At 69.4% G+C, this 14,450-nt stretch carries 12 protein-coding genes; 7 read left to right on the top strand and 5 right to left on the bottom strand.

From position 1 onward, the window contains the following. Nucleotides 1-10: 10 nt before the first annotated feature. Nucleotides 11-1,030, bottom strand: coding sequence for a MarR family transcriptional regulator (locus ACFVT5_RS27590; RefSeq protein ID WP_389893489.1), 1,020 nt, complete (start codon nt 1,028-1,030; stop codon nt 11-13). A gap of 204 nt (nt 1,031-1,234) precedes the next feature. Between ACFVT5_RS27590 and ACFVT5_RS27585 the strand changes: the two genes are divergently transcribed. Both ACFVT5_RS27585 and ACFVT5_RS27580 read left to right on the top strand, forming a co-directional pair. Further along, a complete protein-coding gene (locus ACFVT5_RS27585; protein ID WP_389893486.1) occupies nt 1,235-2,170 on the top strand; it encodes an ABC transporter ATP-binding protein in 936 nt (311 codons plus the stop codon). Nucleotides 2,171-2,175: 5 nt separating this feature from the next. Next, a complete protein-coding gene (locus ACFVT5_RS27580; protein WP_389893483.1) occupies nt 2,176-3,072 on the top strand; it encodes an ABC transporter permease in 897 nt (298 codons plus the stop codon). Nucleotides 3,073-3,138: 66 nt separating this feature from the next. Here ACFVT5_RS27580 and ACFVT5_RS27575 read toward each other — a convergent pair whose 3' ends face one another. Next, nucleotides 3,139-4,458 (bottom strand): UDP-glucose dehydrogenase family protein, encoded by a 1,320-nt coding sequence (locus tag ACFVT5_RS27575; protein ID WP_389893480.1) that lies wholly within the window; start codon nt 4,456-4,458, stop codon nt 3,139-3,141. 360 nt (nt 4,459-4,818) lie between these two features. Here ACFVT5_RS27575 and ACFVT5_RS27570 point away from each other — a divergent pair, with 360 nt between their 5' ends. From ACFVT5_RS27570 to galU, 3 genes are all read left to right on the top strand, one after another. Continuing rightward, entirely contained in the window at nt 4,819-6,138 is a 1,320-nt protein-coding gene (locus ACFVT5_RS27570; RefSeq protein WP_389893477.1) for a glycosyltransferase family 2 protein, read from the top strand. Beyond that, the gene (locus ACFVT5_RS27565; protein WP_389893474.1) at nt 6,131-7,270 is read left to right on the top strand and encodes a glycoside hydrolase family 26 protein; all 1,140 of its coding nucleotides are present in this window, start codon (nt 6,131-6,133) and stop codon (nt 7,268-7,270) included. The genes ACFVT5_RS27570 and ACFVT5_RS27565 overlap by 8 nt, the downstream gene beginning before the upstream one ends. Before the next feature lie 94 nt (nt 7,271-7,364). Next, complete coding sequence (gene galU, locus ACFVT5_RS27560) at nt 7,365-8,318, top strand: UTP--glucose-1-phosphate uridylyltransferase GalU (RefSeq protein WP_389893471.1); 954 nt, start codon at nt 7,365-7,367, stop codon at nt 8,316-8,318. A 35-nt stretch (nt 8,319-8,353) separates the two neighbouring features. Here the strand turns inward: galU and ACFVT5_RS27555 are convergent, their stop codons facing one another. Further along, nucleotides 8,354-9,508 (bottom strand): glycoside hydrolase family 26 protein, encoded by a 1,155-nt coding sequence (locus ACFVT5_RS27555; RefSeq protein WP_389893468.1) that lies wholly within the window; start codon nt 9,506-9,508, stop codon nt 8,354-8,356. A gap of 221 nt (nt 9,509-9,729) precedes the next feature. Here ACFVT5_RS27555 and ACFVT5_RS27550 point away from each other — a divergent pair, with 221 nt between their 5' ends. Beyond that, nucleotides 9,730-10,491, top strand: a complete 762-nt coding sequence (locus ACFVT5_RS27550) for a hypothetical protein (protein WP_389893465.1) — start codon at nt 9,730-9,732, stop codon at nt 10,489-10,491. A 381-nt stretch (nt 10,492-10,872) separates the two neighbouring features. Next, nucleotides 10,873-11,946, top strand: a complete 1,074-nt coding sequence (locus tag ACFVT5_RS27545) for a TauD/TfdA family dioxygenase (RefSeq protein WP_389893463.1) — start codon at nt 10,873-10,875, stop codon at nt 11,944-11,946. Between the two features lie 122 nt (nt 11,947-12,068). On the opposite strand, the gene ACFVT5_RS27540 is transcribed toward ACFVT5_RS27545, so the two are convergent. Then, entirely contained in the window at nt 12,069-13,232 is a 1,164-nt protein-coding gene (locus ACFVT5_RS27540; protein ID WP_389893460.1) for a hypothetical protein, read from the bottom strand. Then, on the bottom strand, nt 13,229-14,440 hold the full coding sequence (locus ACFVT5_RS27535; protein WP_389893458.1) for a Dabb family protein: 1,212 nt from the start codon (nt 14,438-14,440) through the stop codon (nt 13,229-13,231). The genes ACFVT5_RS27540 and ACFVT5_RS27535 overlap by 4 nt, the downstream gene beginning before the upstream one ends. Nucleotides 14,441-14,450: the final 10 nt, after the last annotated feature.

The following is a 14,450-nucleotide window of genomic DNA, read 5'->3' as shown; positions in this document are numbered from 1 at the left end:
AAGGCTTACCTTAACGTGCACGAGGGCGTGTGCGGAACGCCGGGTTCCCCGAGAGCCCTTGGCGCTGTGCGGGGGTGAGACGGTCGGGGCGGACGGTGATCGCGTACGTGAATGTCGGCGTCTCCGTGGACGTATCGCGCGCGGTGCGCACGACGGCGAGTGGGTCGGAGAGGTCCGGGTGCCGCTCGATCTCGCGCAGGGCGTCCATGACGCGGTCCTCGGGCCAGTCCAGTGCGGCGGCCAGGCGATGCGCGGTCAGAGGCGGTGTCCGGGCGAGCGCGGCCTGTGTCAGTGCCGCGAGCACGGTGAGCGCGTCGCTGAAGACGGCGGCCGTGGTGCCGCCGGCCATGTCATCGCTGAGCTGCGTGAAGAACCGGCCCATCCGGTCGAGCCGCACCCCGGTCCGCGTCGCGCCGTCGAAGACACCGACGCCCCGCCGGGAGAGATCGGCGAGCGTGGCGTTCGTCCGGGCGTTCGTCATCCACGTACGCAACCAGACGTCGTCGTCGATGAGATACCGCTCTCTGCGGTGGGCGCCTTCGCGTTCACGGCGGACCAGGTCCAGCCCTTCGAGACAGCCGACGGCCTTGGACACCGAGGCGGGGCTGACCCGCAGCCGCCGTACCAGCTCGGCGGCGGTCAGGGCCCCGGATTCGGTCGTGACCAGGGACGCCAGCACCCGCGCCGCCATGCGGGGCAGCCCGGTACCGGCGATCACCGCGGCGAACTCGTCCACAAAGGCGCGCACGGCCTCGGGGTCACGGCCCTTGCCGCCGGCCTCCGTGTCGCCAACCTCCGTGTCGGGGGCGCCCGGTGGCGGGACCGGGTGGTGTCTGCGGGCGCGGCGGGCGGTGGCGTGGTGGGCGTGGTCGGCCCGGTACCCCTCGGGCCCGCCGTTGCGGGCCACCTCCCGGCTCACGGTCGACGTCGGCCGGGCCAGCCGCCGGGCGATCTCGGCATACCCGAGCCCATCCGCCAGCGCCGACGCGATGTGCCGCCGGTCCTCATGCGTGAGCCTGCCTCCAGGCATCCGTACCCGCTTTCGTTCACCCTCAGCCCATTGCAACGGCAGCTCATGAGGATTGCGTTCGCCCTCATAATCATTGCAATAGAGTACCGAATTGCCACTCCACACACCCGAATTTATCCCCGAACTCATTGAAACCACACTGAACGCAACGTAGCTTTCGCAGCGGCCTGAAGGGATCGGGCGCGAACCCGTACGGGGAGTGGGATGACGACGAACACCGCGGCGACGGCGAGGGCCGAGAGCGTCGCAGCAGATGCCGAGAGCGTCGTACTCGATGTCGAACGGCTGCGTATGCGCTACGGGCCGCACGACGTCCTGCACGAGGTGACATTCCGGGCCCGCCGGGGCGAGGTCCTGGCGCTGCTCGGTCCGAACGGTGCGGGCAAGACCACCACGATCGAGATCCTGGAGGGCTTCCGGATGCGCTCGGCGGGCCGCGTCGAGGTACTCGGCACGGACCCGGCGCACGGCGACGAACTCTGGCGTGCGCGGATCGGTGTCGTCCTCCAGTCCTGGCGCGACCACGGCAAATGGCGGGTACGGGAACTCCTCGCCCACCTCGGCCGGTACTACGCCCCCTATGCGAGCGGCGGGGTCCGGCGGCCGTGGGACGCCGCCGAACTGGTCGAAGCGGTCGGCCTCACCGCGCACGCCGACAAGAAGATCAAGACGTTGTCCGGCGGCCAGCGCCGCAGGCTGGACGTGGCGATCGGCATCGTGGGCCGCCCCGAACTCCTCTTCCTGGACGAGCCGACTGCGGGCTTCGACCCCGAGGCGCGGTACGAGTTCCACGACCTGGTCCGCCGTCTCGCCGACGAGCACGGGACGACCGTCCTGCTCACCACGCACGACCTGGCGGAAGCCGGCAAACTCGCCGACCGTGTGCTGATCCTGGTCGGCGGCCGTATCGTCGCCGACGGCTCGGCCGACGACCTGGCCCGGCGGACGGCGGGCGAGGACGAGGTGCGCTGGACGCGCGACGGCCGCCGCTTCATCCGCTCGACCACCGAATCGACGGCGTTCGTACGGGGGTTGTTCGCGGAGTACGGGGACGCCATCGGGGAACTCGAAGTGCGCCGCGCGTCGTTGGAGGATACGTACCTGGCCTGGGTACGGCAGGACGAGGGGTCGGGCCGGTGAGGGGGGTGCCGAAGGGGGCCACGACGAGGGCGAAGAAGAGCACTGCGGGGGCGAAGGGGGCCACGGGGGCCGCGTTGCGGGCGGGCTGGGCGCGGGGTGTGATCGAACTGCGGCAGTCGTTCACGAACGGGCCGGAGTTGGTGTCCCATCTGCTCTGGCCGGTCCTGATGCTGATCGCGCTGTTCTTCCTGCGGGACAGGGAGTTCGGTGCGGGCGGGCCGCTCCTCGGCACGCTGGCGCTGCCGAGCATCCTGGGGATGAACGCCGCGATGGGCATGGTCGGCATGAGTCAGATCCTGACCGCCGACCGCGAGGACGGCACACTGCTGCGGGCCAAGGCGACACCGAACGGCATGCTCGGTTACCTCGTCGGCAAGGTCGTCTCGGTGGGCGGCGGTCTCCTCGCCGACCTGGCGATCCTGCTGGTCCCGGGCCTGTTCCTCATCGACGGTCTGACGACCGGCAGTCCGGGGACCTGGCTGACCCTGAGCTGGGTCCTGGTGCTCGGGATGGCGGCGACGCTGCCCGTGGGCGCGGTCCTGGGGTCGGTGTTCACCAGCGCCCGGGGCCAGGGCCTGGTCCAACTCCCGGTCCTGGCGCTGATCGCGATCTCCGGCATCTTCTACCCGATCACCTCGATGCCCGGGTGGCTGCAAGGGATCGCGCAGTGCTCGCCGATCTACTGGCTCGGCCTCGGCATGCGCTCCGCACTGCTCCCGGACTCGGCGGCGGCGGTCGAGATCGGCGCGTCCTGGCGGGTCCCGGAGACGGTCGCGGTGCTGGGGGCCTGGGCGGTACTGGCGCTGGCCGTCGCCCCGTTCGTGCTGCGCCGTATGGCCCGCCGCGAGTCGGGATCGGACCTCGGCGCACGCCGGGAGAGGGCGCTTCAGCGGGTGGGGTGACCGGTCACCGGTCACCGGTATGCCCCGCCCCGCGCCCCCTCACGACGTCACGACGTCACGGAAGCCTCAAGGCCGCCCCAGCGCCCGATAGGTCCACCCCGCCTGCCGCCACCGTGCCGGATCCAGCGCTCCCCTGCCGTCGACGATGCGCGGCTCCGCGACCTGACCGCGCAGCCACTCCGGGTCGAGGGTGCGGAACTGCTCCCACTCGGTCAGCAGCAGGATCGCGTGCGCGCCCTGGACGGCGTCGTCCAGGCTCTGCGCGTAACCGAGGCTGGGGAAGACCTTGCGCGCGTTGTCCATGGCCTTGGGGTCGTAGACGGTGACGTCGCCGCCCATGAGCTGTATCTGTCCGGCCACATTGAGCGCGGGCGAGTCCCGTACGTCGTCCGAGTCGGGCTTGAACGCGGCGCCGAGTACCGCGATCTTCCGGCCGAGGAACCGCCCTTCGCACAGCTCACGGGCGAGGTCGACGGTGCGGGAGCGGCGCCGCATGTTGATGGCGTCGACCTCCCGCAGGAAGGTGAGGGCCTGGTCGACGCCGAGTTCACCGGCGCGGGCCATGAACGCGCGGATGTCCTTGGGCAGGCACCCGCCGCCGAACCCCACACCGGGGCGCAGGAACCGGCCGCCGATCCGGTCGTCGTGGGAGAGCGCCTCGGCCAGCCGGCTGACGTCCGCGCCACTGGCCTCGCACACCTCGGCCATGGCGTTGATGAAGGAGATCTTGGTGGCGAGGAAGGCGTTGGCGGAGGTCTTGACCAGCTCGGCGGTCGGAAAGTCGGTGACCACCACGGGAGTTCCCTGCCCGATCACCGGCTCGTAGACCTCTTCGAGGGTCTCGCGCGCCGGATCGGACCGGGTGCCGAACACCAGCCGGTCCGGGCGGAGGGTGTCCTCGACCGCGAAGCCCTCGCGCAGGAACTCCGGATTCCAGGCGAGTTCGGCCAGCTCGCCCACCGGGGCGAGTGCGGCGAGCCGGTCCGCGAGCCGCTGCGCGGTGCCCACCGGCACGGTCGACTTGCCGACCACCAGGCAGGGCCGGGTCAGATGCGGGGCGAGCTGTTCGATCACCGCGTCGACGTACCGCAGATCCGCCGCGTAACCGTCCCTGACCTGGGGCGTTCCCACGCAGGAGAAGTGCACGTCACCGAAGTCGGCGGCCTCTTCGTACGAGGTGGTGAACCGCAGTCGGCCGCTCGCGACATGCTTCGCGAGCAGATCCTCAAGTCCCGGTTCGTAGAAGGGCACCCGGCCCGCCTGGAGTGCCGCGATCTTGTCGGGGTCGACGTCGACGCCCAGCACCTCATGGCCGATCTCGGCCATACAGGCGGCGTGCGTGGCACCGAGATAGCCGGTGCCTATGACTGTGACACGGAAAGGCATGCGGCCCTCTCGGTCAGCCGCAGTGATGTGCGGTCGGTGGCTTGATGTGAAGCCACACCTTAAGCACACGCGATCGGCACACGTCCCATGACCGTTCCGCCCAGATGAGTCCTCGAAAGGTTGTACAAAGTCGAGCTTCTGTTCGGACTCGATCCGGGAACAATCCCATCTCACGACCTGAGAGCAAGCGGTGTCATGTCCGACTTATTCATCTTTGCCGCTTAACAAGTCCGCTTAATGTGTGTAGACCCCTTGGGGTTTTCCGCGACACAGTCGTCGCGATCTCGCCACACTTCCACACACGATGATGGATACGAGCGGTCGTGCCCTGCGCCCAATCGCCGGCTCCGGGAATGGCCCATGCTCGCGTTTCTGCTTGAGATCAGAGAATGGTGGAATCACGGGACGGTCTACCCGTTCGCCGTTTTCATGACGATGATCTGGGCGCTGTGGGTGCTGCGCATCCTGCTCGCCCGCCGCTACAAGCCGTGGACCCGACCCTACTACGCGACCACATCCGTGATCATTCCGGTCGTGGACGAACCGGAAGATCTCTTCCGGTCCGTGCTGCGCCGCATCATCGAGCAGCAGCCCACCGAGATCATCGTGGTGATCAACGGCCGCCGTAACCCCAACCTCGAACGCATATGCACCGATGTCGGCGTGATGTGGCTGTGGACGGAGATCCCCGGCAAGCGCAACGCCCTGCGGGTCGGTCTCGAACACGCCACGGGCGAGATCTCGGTGCTCGTCGACTCCGACACCATCTGGACCAAGGACACGCTCAGCGAGCTGATCAAGCCGTTCCGGGAGCGCAAGGTCGGCGGCGTCACCACCCGGCAGCGCATCCTCGACCCCGGCCGCGCGGTGCTGACCCGCTGGGCGGACTGGCTGGAGAGCGTGCGCTGCCAGTACTCGATGCCCGCCATGAGTGTCCTGGGCACGGTCGGCTGTCTGCCGGGCCGGACCATCGCGTTCCGCAAGCACATCCTCGACAAGTGCATGGACGACTTCCTCAGCGAGAAGTTCCTGGGCGTCTTCCTGGAGGTCAGCGACGACCGGACGCTGACGAACTACACGCTGAAGGCCGGCTACAAGTGCGTCTACCAGTCCACGTCACTCGTGTACACGGACGCGCCCCTTGAGCTGAAGAAGCTGGCCAAGCAGCAGTACCGCTGGGCGCGGGGATCGCAGTACAACACCCTGCGGATGTTCTGGTGGATGCTCCGGCACGCCAAGATCCTGTGGCTCTTCTACATCGCCGACATCCTCGTCCCGTTCGTCCTGATCGGTACGTTCGCCTCCTGGATCGTGGCGGCCTTCTCGCGGAACAAGCCCGGCATCTACAACGAGTTGCCCCTGCCCGAGGTCGCCTGGCAGTCCATGGCCTTCATCCTGGTGCTTGCCGCGATCATGTCCCTGCTCTCCATGGCGGTCCGGTTCGGCCGGCACTTCGCCTACCGGCCGCAGGACATGTTCTATCTGCCGATCTTCATGGTGATCAATACGCTTCTGCTGCTGCCCGTGCGGCTGCTCGGCTTCTTCCGTATGGCGCACAACGCCAGTTGGGGTACCCGCGCCGACAGCTTCGCCGGCGAACGCACCCGCAGCCCCCTGGTCGTCATTCCCTACCTTCTCGGCGGCGCCATCCTGTTCGGGTCGGTGATGATGAGTGTCTAGGGCGAGGAGCAACTCGCGCCGCAAGAAGCGTCTGCACTTCTGGAACCGGGGCACCGGCATCCGGCTGCGGCTGTGGATGGCGTTCAACATGGTGGTCCTGGCCGCCCTCAGCTACGGCGTGTATCTGCTGGTGCAGTCCAACTCCGGCCCGGCGTTCGCCGGTTTCGGGCGCGAGGAGAACAAGCCGGGCATCACCGAGCGGCTGAAGAACGGCTCGGACACCCAGGCGGTCCCGACCCGGGACAGCTTCCTGACCCCGAAGGGCAAGCACTTCGGGGTCAGCACCTTCGAGGCCCCCTGGTCCACCGACGAGATCGACAAGGTCGCCACCGCGGCCGGCACCCGACCGACCATGGTCGAGTACTTCGTGAAGTGGACGGAGAACTTCGAACCGGGCACGGTGGACGCCTCGTACCGTCAGGGCATGCTGCCCCTGGTGGCCTGGGAGCCCTGGGCCGGTAAGAAGGCCGGGGTCAACCAGCCCACGTACTCCCTCGGCTCCATCGCCTCCGGCGAACACGACGCGTACATCAAGCAGTTCGCCGAGGGTGTCGCCGAGCACAAGTGGCCCATCGCGCTCCGCTTCGCGCACGAGATGAACGGCGACTGGTACCCCTGGTCCGAGCAGCGCAGTGGCAACAAGTCGGGCGACTACGTCAAGGCGTGGCGTCACATCCACCAGCTCTTCGACGACGCCGGGGCCGACAACGTCATCTGGGTGTGGAGCCCGAACATCCTGCGGCCCGTACCGGATGTGAGCCTCAAGGCCCTCTATCCCGGCAAGAAGTACGTCGACTGGGTCGGCATGGTCGGCTACGCCGTGGAGGAGAAGACCGCGGCCCAGGTCTTCGACGCCACCCTGACCGCCCTGCGGAAGTTCACCGACCAGCCGGTGCTCATCACCGAGACCGGGGCCCAGCCGGGTGCCCGTAAGGCTCCCTGGACCTCCGACTTCTTCACCTGGCTCGCCAAGACACCCGATGTCATCGGGTTCGTCTGGTTCGAGCGCAGCGAGGAGGAGGGCGGCGGCGCGGACTGGCGCTTCACCGCTGACGCGGCGACCACCAGGGCCTTCAAGTCGGGCATCGGCAAGATCGACCTGGTGTCGGCCGCCGCGGGAAAGTCCGGCTGAGCCGAGCCCTCCCCTGCTCCGGCTGAGCCGGGCCTCCCCGTCCTCTCTTCCCGCACCGACCCAAGGGCCGGCGATGCCGTGCCCGGAGAGCGCCATGCCTGCCACCTTCCCGCGCGCCCGTAAGGCCGTCATCCCCGCCGCCGGTCTGGGCACCCGTTTCCTGCCGGCCACGAAGGCGACGCCGAAGGAAATGCTCCCCGTCGTGGACAAGCCGGCCATCCAGTACGTCGTGGAAGAGGCCACCGACAGCGGCCTGGACGACGTCCTCATGGTGACCGGCCGCAACAAGCGGGCCCTGGAGGACCACTTCGACCGCGCCTACGAACTCGAACAGCTCCTCGAACTCAAGGGTGACAAGGAGAAGCTGCTGCGGGTCCGCGCGTCCAGCGAACTCGGCGCCGTCCACTACGTCCGCCAGGGCAACCCGCGCGGCCTCGGGCACGCGGTCCTCTGTGCCGAACCGCACGTCGGCGACCAGCCGTTCGCCGTACTGCTCGGCGACGACCTGATCGACGCGCGCGACCGGCTGCTGACCCGCATGCTCGACATCCAGCAGCGGTACGGCGGCAGTGTCGTCGCGCTCATGGAGGTCGACCCCGACCGCGCGCACCTCTACGGCTGTGCCGCCGTCCGCCCGCCGGCCGACGCCGAGCAGGACGACGTACTGCGGGTGACGGACCTGGTCGAGAAGCCGGAGCCCGGCACCGCGCCCAGCAATCTCGCCGTCATCGGCCGCTACGTCCTCGCGCCCGAGGTCTTCGACGTCCTGCGCCGCACCCCACCCGGGCGGGGCGGTGAGATCCAACTGACCGACGCACTGTGCGAGTTGGCGGCCGATCCGTCCCTGGGCGGGCCCGTCCACGCGGTGGTCTTCCGGGGGCGCCGCTACGACACCGGCGACCGGGGCGAGTATCTGCGGGCCGTGGTCCGCCTCGCGTGTGAGCGGGAGGATCTCGGGCCGGACTTCCGGGCCTGGCTGACCGAGTTCGTGGCCTCGGACGAATCGGCCACGACCGGGGAACTGACCGCCTCCGGCGAACGGGCCTGATCCGCACGGCCGTTGGGTTACTTCGGCTACGTGGGCTACTTCGGTTTTTTCGACGGTACGGGCTCGCCGCCCGGAGCGTCCGCCAGCTCCAGACCGGCGAGCCCGCCACGGAACGCCCGCTGCGTCCCCGGGGTCTCCGCGAACCGCCAGTCCTGCTTGCCGCCGTGCTCGGGGCTCCGCTCGAACCAGACGAACCCGATCACATCGGGACGACCGCGCAGCCAGCCGAAGAAGTCCGCGATCCAGGCCGCCTTGTCCTTGCCGGGACGGGCGCCGGTCTCGGCGATCAGTACGGGCCGCTTGGTGAAGGCGCGGATCTCGCTCAGCGCCGGGTCGAAGACGTCCGCCGCCCGTGTCTCGAACTTGCGGTAGCCGCTCAGCCCGACGAGATCGACGTACGCGTCCCCGGGATACAGGGGCCGCAGCCGCGTCTTCTCCACGGTGCGCAGGATGTTCGGGCTCCACTGCCACACCACATTGCGCACGCCGACCTCGGCGAAGAGGTCATGAACGTGACGCCATGCCTTCACGTATGAACCGGCGTCGTTGCCGTTGGTGTTCTCGGCCCAGGGGAACCAGGTGCCGTTCATCTCGTGCGCGAACCGCAGGATCAGGGGCCGCCCATGGGCCCGTACATCCTCGGCGAACTGCTTGATGTACGCGTCATGACGGCCGCTGGTGATCTCCGCCAGCGCGTAGTCGGGCTGATCGGTGCCGGCCTCGACCGAACCCCACGGCTCCCAGGTCAGCAGTGGTACACCGCCCTGCTTGTACGCCTCGTCCACCGCTCCCGGCCGGTAGCCCTCGTTCCATTTGACGAAGTACTCCAGCAGATTCGGCTGTTTGCCCGCCCGGAGCGCCACCGCGTCGGTCTCGTCCGGCGACCAGGGCGTCTTGAGCGTGCTGATACCGAAGTACCGGCCGCTCGTCGGAATCAGCCGCTGAGCGGCCGTGCCCGCCGGGGCCGTGGCCCGTTCGGACGGCTTGTCCTGCCCGGAACCGTCCGTCGGAGCGGAGGACGACGCGGCGGGCCGACCGTCGTCACTCGCGCCCGAGCCCGAACAGCCGGTCAGCATCAGCGCGGACGCCAGCACCAGCAGCAGCGGACGCCGGAGCGATCGCCTCAGCGGGGCACGGGGAGCGGCGACGGCACGGGCCTGGGGGCCTGTGGGACCTATGGGGCGGGACACACGAGAAACCTACAGGCCACTCACACCGACTCCACATCGGCCGGAGCCCGACCGGCTTCGGCCGGGGCTCCGGCACCCGCGCCCGGCCGAATCGCGCCGTCGCTGTCGGTGGGGCTGGCTACCGTGGCGCTCCAGGGTGACCGAAGCCGACCGCCGACACACTGACCGCCGCACACCGGCCCCCGCACGCCGACCACCGCACACCCCGGAGGACCCCCCTCATGACCGACCTCTTCAGTGTGTCCGTCGACTTCATCCAGGGGGCCACCCTGCGCGGAAGAGTGCACCTCATCAACCCCGACGCCCCCTTCGTCCCGGAGGAGGCCACCTTTCCGCTGGCGCTGCTGACGGAGGCGTGGTTCGCCCTGTCGAGCGGGTTCCTCAGTGACGGGGACGGCATGCCGGGGCGGGAGGACCGGTACCCGGGCTCCGCGCTGCGGGGCAGGGCGATCGAGGCCGGCGTACGGCGGGCGGACGAGTACCGGGAGATCTTCGATCTCATCATGGGCGAGAAGGTACGCACCACCCACGACGGATACCTGCTCGCGGACGACGGCCGGACCGTCCTCGCGCCCAGGCGCCTGGCGAAGGCCGAGTACGGGGACCGGCTGGACACCGGCGGCGGGCACGACGGCATCTCCCGTTACGTCAGAACCCGGAGCCGACCCGACGAGTTCGGCCGCCGGGCCGCCGAGGTGGTGACCTCCTACACCCTGGGCCCGCTCCGCAATGTGCCGCTGTGGAGCGAGGTCGCGGCGGTGGAGGACCCGGACGAACCGTGGGAGGAGGGGGAGCGCGAAGCGATCGCCGATCTGACCGGCACAGCCGATCTCTCCGACTGGCAACCCTGGGTACTCATCAGCCTGCGCCCCCTGGACCAGCACCCCTACCGCGAGATCACGGTGACGGTACGCGACCCCGACTACCTGGAGCACCTGGTCACCGGAATGCGCTGGTCCACGACGCACACGGGGTACGTATAGGCGGCCTGTACGGAGCGGCATCGGCTTGCGCGGAGCGGAATGTACTGCATGACAAGATGCCGTCTCGTCCATTGACGAACGTCGTTCACCTCTCCTACGGTGGGGGAACTTCTTGAAAGGACGGGACCCGCATGAGGCCAGTCGCCCTGATCGGCGCCTTGCTCGTGTCGTGCGCCGGCCGTCGGACCTACGATGAACCGCTCAGGTACTCCCCGCCCCGGGAAGGACTGCGCCCCGGCACGGCTGTCGGCGTACCTCAGACCCCCTTCTGAGTGCCCGCGTCGCCGCGCGCGACGCCACGCCGCCGCACCGAAGCCATGGCCGCCCGTCGTGTTGTCGCCGACGGGCCCTTCCACCCACATTCGCGAGGAGCGCATCACCATGACCACCACCGTCCCCCATGAGCAGATCTCCGGGCCGTCCGCCTGGCGCGGCGACGAGCTGTCGAAGTCGACCGAGTGGATCTACGTCCTCAGTGACGCCGAGCGCGCCGAACTGGAAGAGCTGGGACGGCGTTTCGTCGCCGACGACCCGGACCTGCGCACCGTCACCGCCGCCGACTACCCGTTCGACGCCGCTCGTGCCCTGAACGACGAGTGTGCCCGCCAGATGGACGCGGGCCGGGGATTCATCCTGGTCCGTGGCCTGCGCACCGAGGAGTACGGCGCCACCATGGCCGCCGCCATCTTCTTCGTGATGGGCCTGCACCTCGGCCAGCCGATCGGGCAGAACCAGCGGGGCGACCTGCTCGACCATGTGATCGCCACGTCGAACAAGACGATGGCCGACGAGGGCGCGCTGCCCTCCCGGGTGCGGGACCGGCTGCCGTTCCACTCGGACAGCTCCGACGTCGTCGCCCTCATGTGCCTGCGCGGCGCCAAGGAGGGCGGTGCCTCCAGCCTGGTCAGCGGCACCACCATCTACAACGAGATGCTGCGCCGCCGCCCGGATCTCGCGCCGCGGCTCTTCGACACCTACCACTGGGACTGGCGGCGCCAGGACCCCGACTCCCCGGCACTGACGTACACCTCACCGATCATCGGCTACGTCGACGGCATCTTCAGCACCTATGCCGGCAGTTCGATGATCTTCAGTGCCCAGGAGTACCCGGACGTTCCGCCCCTGACGCCCGACCAGTCCGCGGCGATCGCCCTCTTCGACGAGATCTCGCAGGAGCCCGGCCTGCCGATCGACATGGACTTCCAGCCGGGGGATGTGCAGTGGCTGCTCAACTACGCCGCACTGCACTCGCGCACCAGCTACCTCGACCACCCGGAGCCGGAGCGCCGCCGGCATCTGCTGCGGCTGTGGCTCAAGCGGGACGTCGGCCGACCGCTCGTCCCCAAGTTCGGCAAGCACGTCGTCGAACTGGGTGCGCCCACCACACCCCCGATGCCCGGCGGCCGGTTCCAGATCGCCGACGCCACGAAGGTCAACGACGACTGGGGCGCGTGACGCCGTCGCGTCTCGATGACGCTCGGTGAACTCCTGACCGCCGCAGCCAAGGCGACATCTGGCTGCGGCGGTTTCATGCCGTGCTGAGGAAGAAATCCGGCTGAGCAAGAAATCCGGGTGGGCTACGCCGGCAACTCGGTCAACAGCCGCCGGTACACGCGCGCATAGGCGGTCAACTGCGCCAATGACAGTGCGTCGCGGCGGGGATCGTCGGCGGCCGGCTTCGCCTGCGGGCCGAGGCGTACGGTGTCGACGCCACGGGCACGCAGGACGACGCCATCGGTCGATCCCGTCCAGCCGGTGATCGCCGGCGGACGCGCACCGAACTCGTCGAGCCAGGCCGCACGGGCGGCCGTCACCACCGGCGCGTCGGCCGGCGTCGCCGCGGCTGCCGCGACCGGCTCGGCCGTCACATCGACCGCGCAGTCCCGCAGGTCCGACTCCGCGCACCGCGCCCGCAGCAGGTCGGCCAACTCGGCGGCCAGCGCGACCGGTTCCACCGGGTCACCGGCGACGACGTAGAGATCGACGCGCAGTTGGGCGGGCAGCAGGTCCGGCTTGTCCGGCCAGCCGCCGCTGATCGCGCCGATGCCGCACGCCCGGCCGGTCTGCCCCACCCGGGGGTCGGCGGCCAGATAGGCCGCGCGCCAGCGGGCCAGCTCGTCCAGGACGACGCCGGCCGAGGCGATGACTCCGCCGGACGGTGTGGCGGACTCCGCCGCCATCGCGGCGCCGGAACGGCCGGTGACCCGGACGGTCAGATAGAACGCGCCCGGCTCGTGCCACAACAGCGTCGGCGGACCGCACTTGGCCACGATCGCCGACCGGGGCAGCGGATACACGTCGGCGTAGGACTCCAGCCCTGTGACATGACCGGAGCGGCGGTGGGTGCCGGAGCCGGCGAGCAGCAGCCGCCCGGCACCCGCATCGGCGAAGGCGACCAGCGCGGCGGCGGCCGGGCCGCGCGCCACCCCGAGACCGAAGCCGGCCACCACGTCACCGTCCACGCCGAGCGGAGCGACCGGCGCCGAGCTGCCCGTGACGAGCCGATTCGCGGTGCCGCCGTCGTCCAGCGAGGTGTCGAGGTGGGAGTACAGCAGCGGTCCGTCCCCGTGCGCGGCGACCAGGCTGCCGCCCTCGGGGCCGTACTCCAGTACCTGCCACTCGACGCGCGGCCACCGGTCCGCGCACCAGGCGCGCAACCGGTGGGCCGCCGTCCGTTCCCTCCCGCGGGGTGCGGGGGTCGTGTCGAGCAGGTGCAGGACGTCGAGCAGTTCCTGCCTCAAAAACGTCCCCAGTCGTCGGCGGCCGGACGCCACACGTCGATGTTGCGCGGGTCGGCCGGCATCCTGCGGGGCCGGTGCGTCTCGTGCTCCTCGGGGGTGAACACCCGGTGTGCGTCGCACAGTTCGTACCGCGGGCCGAAGCGGGTGTCGTGCATGTAGAACGCGATCGACGTCGACGCCGAGTGGTTGACGATGTCGGAGGCGATCGGCGCGCCCTTGTACAGCGCGCGGGCACGCATCCGCATGACGTGGTCGAGGCTCTTCATCGCGAAGCACAGGTGCGCGACATAGTGCTCGGTGTTCTTCTGGATCGCGAGGCTGTGGTGGTAGCGGTCCTCGCAGCGGTAGAACGTGGTCGAGCCGACGACATGGTCCGAAGGCAGGAAGCGCAGGACGTTCTCGTAGAAGTCCCGCGTCTCCTCGAACTTCGCGGTGGCGATGAAGGGGTGCACCAGGTCGAGCGGCCGGATCTCGATGTGCGGCGGCTCGGCGTACTCCTGGAACTCGGTGAACAACTCGATGACCAGGCCGTTCGGGTCCTTCACCGCGAAGCCTTCGTCGCACAGCGCCTGCTGCCGCTCCTGAAGTTCCAGGACTTCGAGGCCGGCGCCCACGACACTTTTACGCAGTTGTTCGAGGACGTCCTCGCTCTCGACGCTGTACCCCACGGCGGTCGTCCACCCGTCGGTGCGCTCGGGCGCGTTGATCAGCTCGATCGCGTGGTGCTCGATGTCGGCGCGCAGATAGGCGTACTCGTCCGTACGCTGCTCCAGTTGCAGTCCTACGTGGTATTCGAGGAAGTCGATCGTCGCCTGCATGTCCGGGACCTCGATCCGGGCGTACTCCAGGCCGTACGGGCCATGCGGACGGGTGCTCACCGGCGGTGTCCTTCCTGCTGCGAGCGACGCACGCTCGGCGAACTCGAACGAGGTGATGGCCTGCTGGGCGATGACCGGCCGCCAGCGGGTGCGCACGAAGTTCTCGTGGGACTCACTGCCGAGATAGGCGAGCAGGTCGTCCTGCCCGTCGAAGTCGACGGCCATCGTGTGGGTGAAGGTCCGGTCGCGGGTGGAGATGTTCTCGCCGAGGACGAAGCCGCGCATGGCCGGGTACCGGTCCGGGAAGGTGCGCAGCTCCGCCAGCACGGACTCCCGCGTGGACTGATCGGTTCCGTCGGCGAAACGGAAGGACAGGGTGTGCCGGATCATGGGGTCACCT

The organism is Streptomyces sp. NPDC058001, assembly GCF_042886315.1.
Classification (GTDB): Bacteria; Actinomycetota; Actinomycetes; order Streptomycetales; family Streptomycetaceae; genus Streptomyces.
This window is presented reverse-complemented; position numbering and strand designations above follow the sequence as displayed.

Coding starts and splice junctions, on each gene's coding strand:
- ACFVT5_RS27590 (WP_389893489.1), bottom strand. CDS start 1,030: ATGCCTGGAGGCAGGCTCACGCATGAGGACCGGCGGCACATCGCGTCG.
- ACFVT5_RS27585 (WP_389893486.1), top strand. CDS start 1,235: ATGACGACGAACACCGCGGCGACGGCGAGGGCCGAGAGCGTCGCAGCA.
- ACFVT5_RS27575 (WP_389893480.1), bottom strand. CDS start 4,458: ATGCCTTTCCGTGTCACAGTCATAGGCACCGGCTATCTCGGTGCCACG.
- ACFVT5_RS27570 (WP_389893477.1), top strand. CDS start 4,819: ATGCTCGCGTTTCTGCTTGAGATCAGAGAATGGTGGAATCACGGGACG.
- galU (WP_389893471.1), top strand. CDS start 7,365: ATGCCTGCCACCTTCCCGCGCGCCCGTAAGGCCGTCATCCCCGCCGCC.
- ACFVT5_RS27550 (WP_389893465.1), top strand. CDS start 9,730: ATGACCGACCTCTTCAGTGTGTCCGTCGACTTCATCCAGGGGGCCACC.
- ACFVT5_RS27545 (WP_389893463.1), top strand. CDS start 10,873: ATGACCACCACCGTCCCCCATGAGCAGATCTCCGGGCCGTCCGCCTGG.
- ACFVT5_RS27535 (WP_389893458.1), bottom strand. CDS start 14,440: ATGATCCGGCACACCCTGTCCTTCCGTTTCGCCGACGGAACCGATCAG.